General features: G+C 39.9%; 4 protein-coding genes. 1 reads left to right on the top strand and 3 read right to left on the bottom strand.

Annotated elements, in window-relative coordinates:
* Positions 1–1046, bottom strand: a 1046-nt coding sequence (locus tag PLK24_RS05600; RefSeq protein ID WP_324477111.1) for a glycoside hydrolase family 3 protein, incomplete at its 3' end; no start/stop codon positions are given.
* A gap of 189 nt (positions 1047–1235) precedes the next feature.
* Between PLK24_RS05600 and PLK24_RS05605 the strand changes: the two genes are divergently transcribed.
* Positions 1236–2129: a DMT family transporter gene (locus PLK24_RS05605; protein WP_324477113.1), complete on the top strand. Its 894-nt coding sequence runs from the start codon at positions 1236–1238 to the stop codon at positions 2127–2129.
* A gap of 60 nt (positions 2130–2189) precedes the next feature.
* Here the strand turns inward: PLK24_RS05605 and PLK24_RS05610 are convergent, their stop codons facing one another.
* Together PLK24_RS05610 and gnd are read right to left on the bottom strand one after the other, a co-directional pair.
* The gene (locus PLK24_RS05610; RefSeq protein ID WP_324477115.1) at positions 2190–3488 is read right to left on the bottom strand and encodes a lactate racemase domain-containing protein; all 1299 of its coding nucleotides are present in this window, start codon (positions 3486–3488) and stop codon (positions 2190–2192) included.
* Positions 3489–3490: 2 nt separating this feature from the next.
* On the bottom strand, positions 3491–4578 hold a 1088-nt coding region (gnd, locus tag PLK24_RS05615; RefSeq protein WP_324477117.1), incomplete at its 5' end, for an NADP-dependent phosphogluconate dehydrogenase.

Below are 4578 nucleotides of genomic sequence, written 5' to 3' on the forward strand. Positions count from 1 at the left end.
AGAGCTTGGTATACTGCTTTCTGTTCAGCTGGTTCATGATTCTTATCCGCTCCAAATAAAAGCACATCAGCTCCCGCTTGAAAAGCGAGTATCGATGCTTCTTCCATACCCCATTGCTGGTCTATCGCTCCCATTCCCATCGAATCAGTAATAATAAGACCATTAAAGCCCCAATCATTACGGAGAATTGATAATATTTCTTTCGATAGAGTCGCAGGGAAATCGTCTCCTTCACTCAAGGCCGGTACAACAATATGAGCCGACATAACAGCTGGTACACCATTTTGTACCATTTGTTGAAAGGGAACCAATTCAACTTTTTCCAAATCTTCTCGGCTTCGATTGATAAAAGGTAAGCCGGTGTGGGAATCGATTCCAGCATCTCCGTGACCGGGAAAATGTTTTGCTGTACAGAGAACTCGCTCTTTTTTGTAGGGTTCTATCATTACTGATCCAAGATTTGAAACAATTTCCGGGTCAGAGCCAAAGGAGCGAATTCCGATTATTGGGTTTGCTGGATTACTGTTTACGTCAACGACTGGTGCAAAATTTAAAGTAATCCCAAGAATACGTAATTCTCGAGCACAAATCTCTGCTGCTTTCTGGGCAAATTCAGTATTCCTAGTAGCTCCTAAAGCCATATTTCCTGGAAATACTGTTACCCCTTCAGTTAGTCGAGCAACCAATCCTCCTTCTTGGTCTATTGAAACCAAAGGAGGTATTTGTCCATGTTTTTCTGCACAATATTGAACGGCATTTATTAAAGAGGCGACTTGAATTGGACTTTCTATGTTCCCTGCAATGGAATAGAGAATAATCCCCCCTAAATGATAATCTCGAATCATTTCTTCCAATTCTGGAGTCAAAACTGGACCTCGAAAAAATCCAAAGATAACTTGTCCAACCTTCTCCTCGAGTGACATACTGCTAAGAATGTTCTCGATTTTATAATTATCTTGAGCAAAACCAGAGGCGCTGAAGAAAAGAATCAATATCATGAATAGGTATCCAATAAACTTTAACCGAAATCCTTTCCCTTTAATCATCTCATCACTCCTTCCTTTTTCCTGCTATTTTTCATCATATCATATTCATAATTAGAAATTTGATAATTCATAAGTAAAATCATGAGATTTTTTAGATGATAAAGAAATGATTGAGTTGAATTAAAATGTGAAAAATGAATTACTCTTTTCATATTTAAATAATTCACTTTTCGGGTATAATGGTGAATTATGTTTAAGAGTATAAGTAGAACCCAAGCGATATTTTTCCTCATCCTTACAGCTATCCTCTGGAGCTTTGGAGGGTTACTGATAAAAATAGTAACCTGGAATCCAATTGCAATTGCAGGAATGCGCAGCGCCATAGCGAGTATTTTTATTCTTATTTACCTTCGCCGTCCTCGTCTAAACTGGACGAAAAATCAGATTTTAGGAGCCTTGTTCTATGCTGCAACTGTCATTCTCTTCGTTTATGCTACCAAGAAAACAACTGCTGCCAATGCGATACTCCTTCAGTATAGTGCACCAATCTATGTGGCACTTCTTGGCCATAGAATTCTTGGAGAGAAAACCAGCCGACTTGATTGGATAATTATTTTTACTGTCATTGGAGGTATGATGCTCTTCTTTTTTGATCAATTTCAAATCGGCAACGTACTGGGAAATATAGTAGCTATTTTAAGTGGAGTAACCTTTGCACTTCTCACCATTTATCTACGCAGTCAAAAGGATGCGTCGCCCCTTGAATCAGTTTTGATGGGTAATATTCTCACTGCTCTGATTGCTATTCCTTTTATGTTGACATCAGCTCCTGGGAAAGGAAGCTGGCTTGGCCTTATTCTACTGGGTTTATTTCAAATTGGTTTAGCTTATATTTTGTACTCCATCGCCATTAAATATGTCACTGCCTTAGAAGGAAGTCTGATTCCAATTATCGAGCCAATTCTCAATCCAATTTGGGTTTTTCTTTCTCTTGGGGAAAAACCCAGCAAATGGGCACTAATCGGCGGAAGTATAATTATCGTTGCTATGATTCTTCGTTATCTGCTTCCTGCTTTAATGAATAAACAACAAAAAACCTTTCAACAAAACCAAAAAATTCCCGTTAATCCTTCGGGTAAGTAAAGAGAAAATTTCCATCTAAAAAGAGAAAGGTGCAATTTGCCTCTACCATTGAATTTTAGCTTATTTCCCAAAAGACCTTTCGCTTCTTTGCAAGCGGTCGATATCAGGAGTAGTTCCATCCTGAAGGCGATAAAGCATTTCTCCTGCATTAGGAACCACTAATATTCCTTCCTCTTCCTTCCCCAGGTAGTCATTGGGGTTAAGTGAACGGTAATCAAGATAGCCAAGATTGATTGACTCACAAAGTTCCCGAGGAAGACCGGTGGCCAAGGTTACTTGAATTCGTGGGTACTCTTTACTATCCTGGTAAATACCGATCCCTTTTACATGAGTCGAATGAGCTACAATACCTTTGGGAACATGCTGACATTTCTCCCAATTGGCAAGAAAGTAATCTCGAGTATGGTAACCAATTTCCTTCAAGTATTTCCCATGAGTAATAGAGATTTCCTTAAGGTGAGGCGCATAAATGATAATTTCACCACCATCATCAACAACCGGCTCGAGCTTATACATACATTTTCCACCCACCCAGAGCTCGGTATACATAGCCGGAGCAATCGAAATCACTTTTTTGAAAGGCTTTGGCTTATAAACAACATTCACCCGAGATGATAAATGAACTGCCTGCTGCCAAGATTCGATTGGATCTCCAGTAAAGAGTCCAAAAGGAATTTTCCCTTTCATAACAAGACAAAAGGCAGTTATCGGTATAGATACCAATTGAGCTGCTTGATTGATAATCTGTCGAGAAGGAGTATCTCGATGACCAATGGTCTTTGGGTTGGTAATAAGAGCCGATAACCAGTGAAAAGCATTAATAATTTCTGGTCCTGAAATACCGGGAAATAAATATTTATAACTTCCTGAAAAACCAACAACTTCATGGGGAAAAACTGGGCCTAGGATGATTAACTGATCATATTCGAATATTTTCTTGTTGATGTTAACAGGAATCGGTTCTGCTAGGAGGCCTCCGGTTATTTTTTTTACCTTTTCTTCAGCTAATGTCCCAATAAGCTTCAACTGACGGGGTTCATCCCATTGATGATTAAAAATATTGATTCCTGATGCTTTTGCTTGGGATGGAGTAACTCCAAAATGTTCATGTATTTGCTCTGAAGTCATGGCTGGATGAGTTCCCAAAGCAATGAGAAAGTCTAATTTTTTAACCCGCTTTAAAAGAGTGCTTTGAAAAGAGGAGAAGAATAACTGAAGAGGAATAGTTCGAGTGTTATCGGGAACAATAACTAAAATCCTTTTTCCCTCAAAAGAATATTTTTCCAATTCTCGAAAAATCAGTTGCTTTAATTCTGAATCAGAAAGACCGATGGCTGGGCTATCTAACTCATTCATCATAATTATTTATCCTCCCATTGGGTATGAAAGATCCCTTCCCGGTCAATTCGTCGATAGGTATGAGCACCAAAGAAATCTCGTTGGGCTTGAATGAGGTTGGTTGGAAGCGATGACGAAGACCAGGCCTCGAGTGAAGCCAATGCTCCTTGAAATGACGGAAGTGGAAGGTGGTTTTCCACACCAATTTTAGCAACATGGCAAAGCGAAGAAAGCTTTTTCTGGAGATCAGGGATAAACTCTGGAGATTCAATAAGCATTTCTAAGTTAGGGTCTTGAAAAGCAAGCTGAATTCTGTTTAAAAGTCGGGTCCGAAGAATGCAGCCTCCTTTCCAGATTCGGGCAATATCAGCCAGTGGAAGGCTCCAATTTTTTTCTTGAGAGGCAACTGAGAGCATGTGCATTCCCTCGTTAAATGCCATGAGATTGGCCAAATATAATCCATCGGCTAAAGAAGTAAAGAACTGCTGGGACTCTTGACTAGAAAAGGAAAGAGGGGTTTTCGATCGAATTTTTGCTGCCAGCTTGAGACGGTTCGCTTTTTGAGCTGAGAGTACCCGTGTTACTACCGCTTGATTGATGGTTGGAATTGGAACACCAAAATCCAGGGCGATTTGGGAAGTCCATTTTCCGGTTCCTTTTTGTTCAGCTCGATCATCGATCAGATCGATGAGATAAAAACCAGTTTCCGGATCTCGATAATTTAAGATTTCAATTGATATTTCAAGCAGAAAAGAATTTAAATTTTCTCGTTGGTTCCATTGTTTGAAGACTTCAGCTATAGCTGGAGGATCCATCTTAAAAAGTTTGCGCATCAAATCGTAGGCTTCAGCAATGAGTTCCATGAGGGCATATTCGATTCCATTGTGAACCATTTTCACAAAATGTCCGGCTCCACCTGGGCCTAAGTAAACACAACAGGGTCCATCTTCGGTTTGGGCTGCTGCTTTAAGTAATATATCCTGAATGAATTCATATCCAGCACGATGACCCCCGGGCATAATAGAAGGACCATACAAAGCACCCTCTTCCCCTCCACTAATTCCAGTTCCTAAGTAATAGAATCCACGTTTTTCGGCTTCCTGCTCCCGTC

Origin of the sequence: Atribacter sp., assembly GCF_035418125.1 — a bacterium.
GTDB classification, from domain to species: domain Bacteria; phylum Atribacterota; class Atribacteria; order Atribacterales; family Atribacteraceae; genus Atribacter; species Atribacter allofermentans.

Bases quoted from the DNA above. Each gene is read 5' to 3' on its own strand.
- PLK24_RS05605 (WP_324477113.1), top strand. From the start codon at position 1,236: ATGTTTAAGAGTATAAGTAGAACCCAAGCGATATTTTTCCTCATCCTT.
- PLK24_RS05610 (WP_324477115.1), bottom strand. From the start codon at position 3,488: ATGATGAATGAGTTAGATAGCCCAGCCATCGGTCTTTCTGATTCAGAA.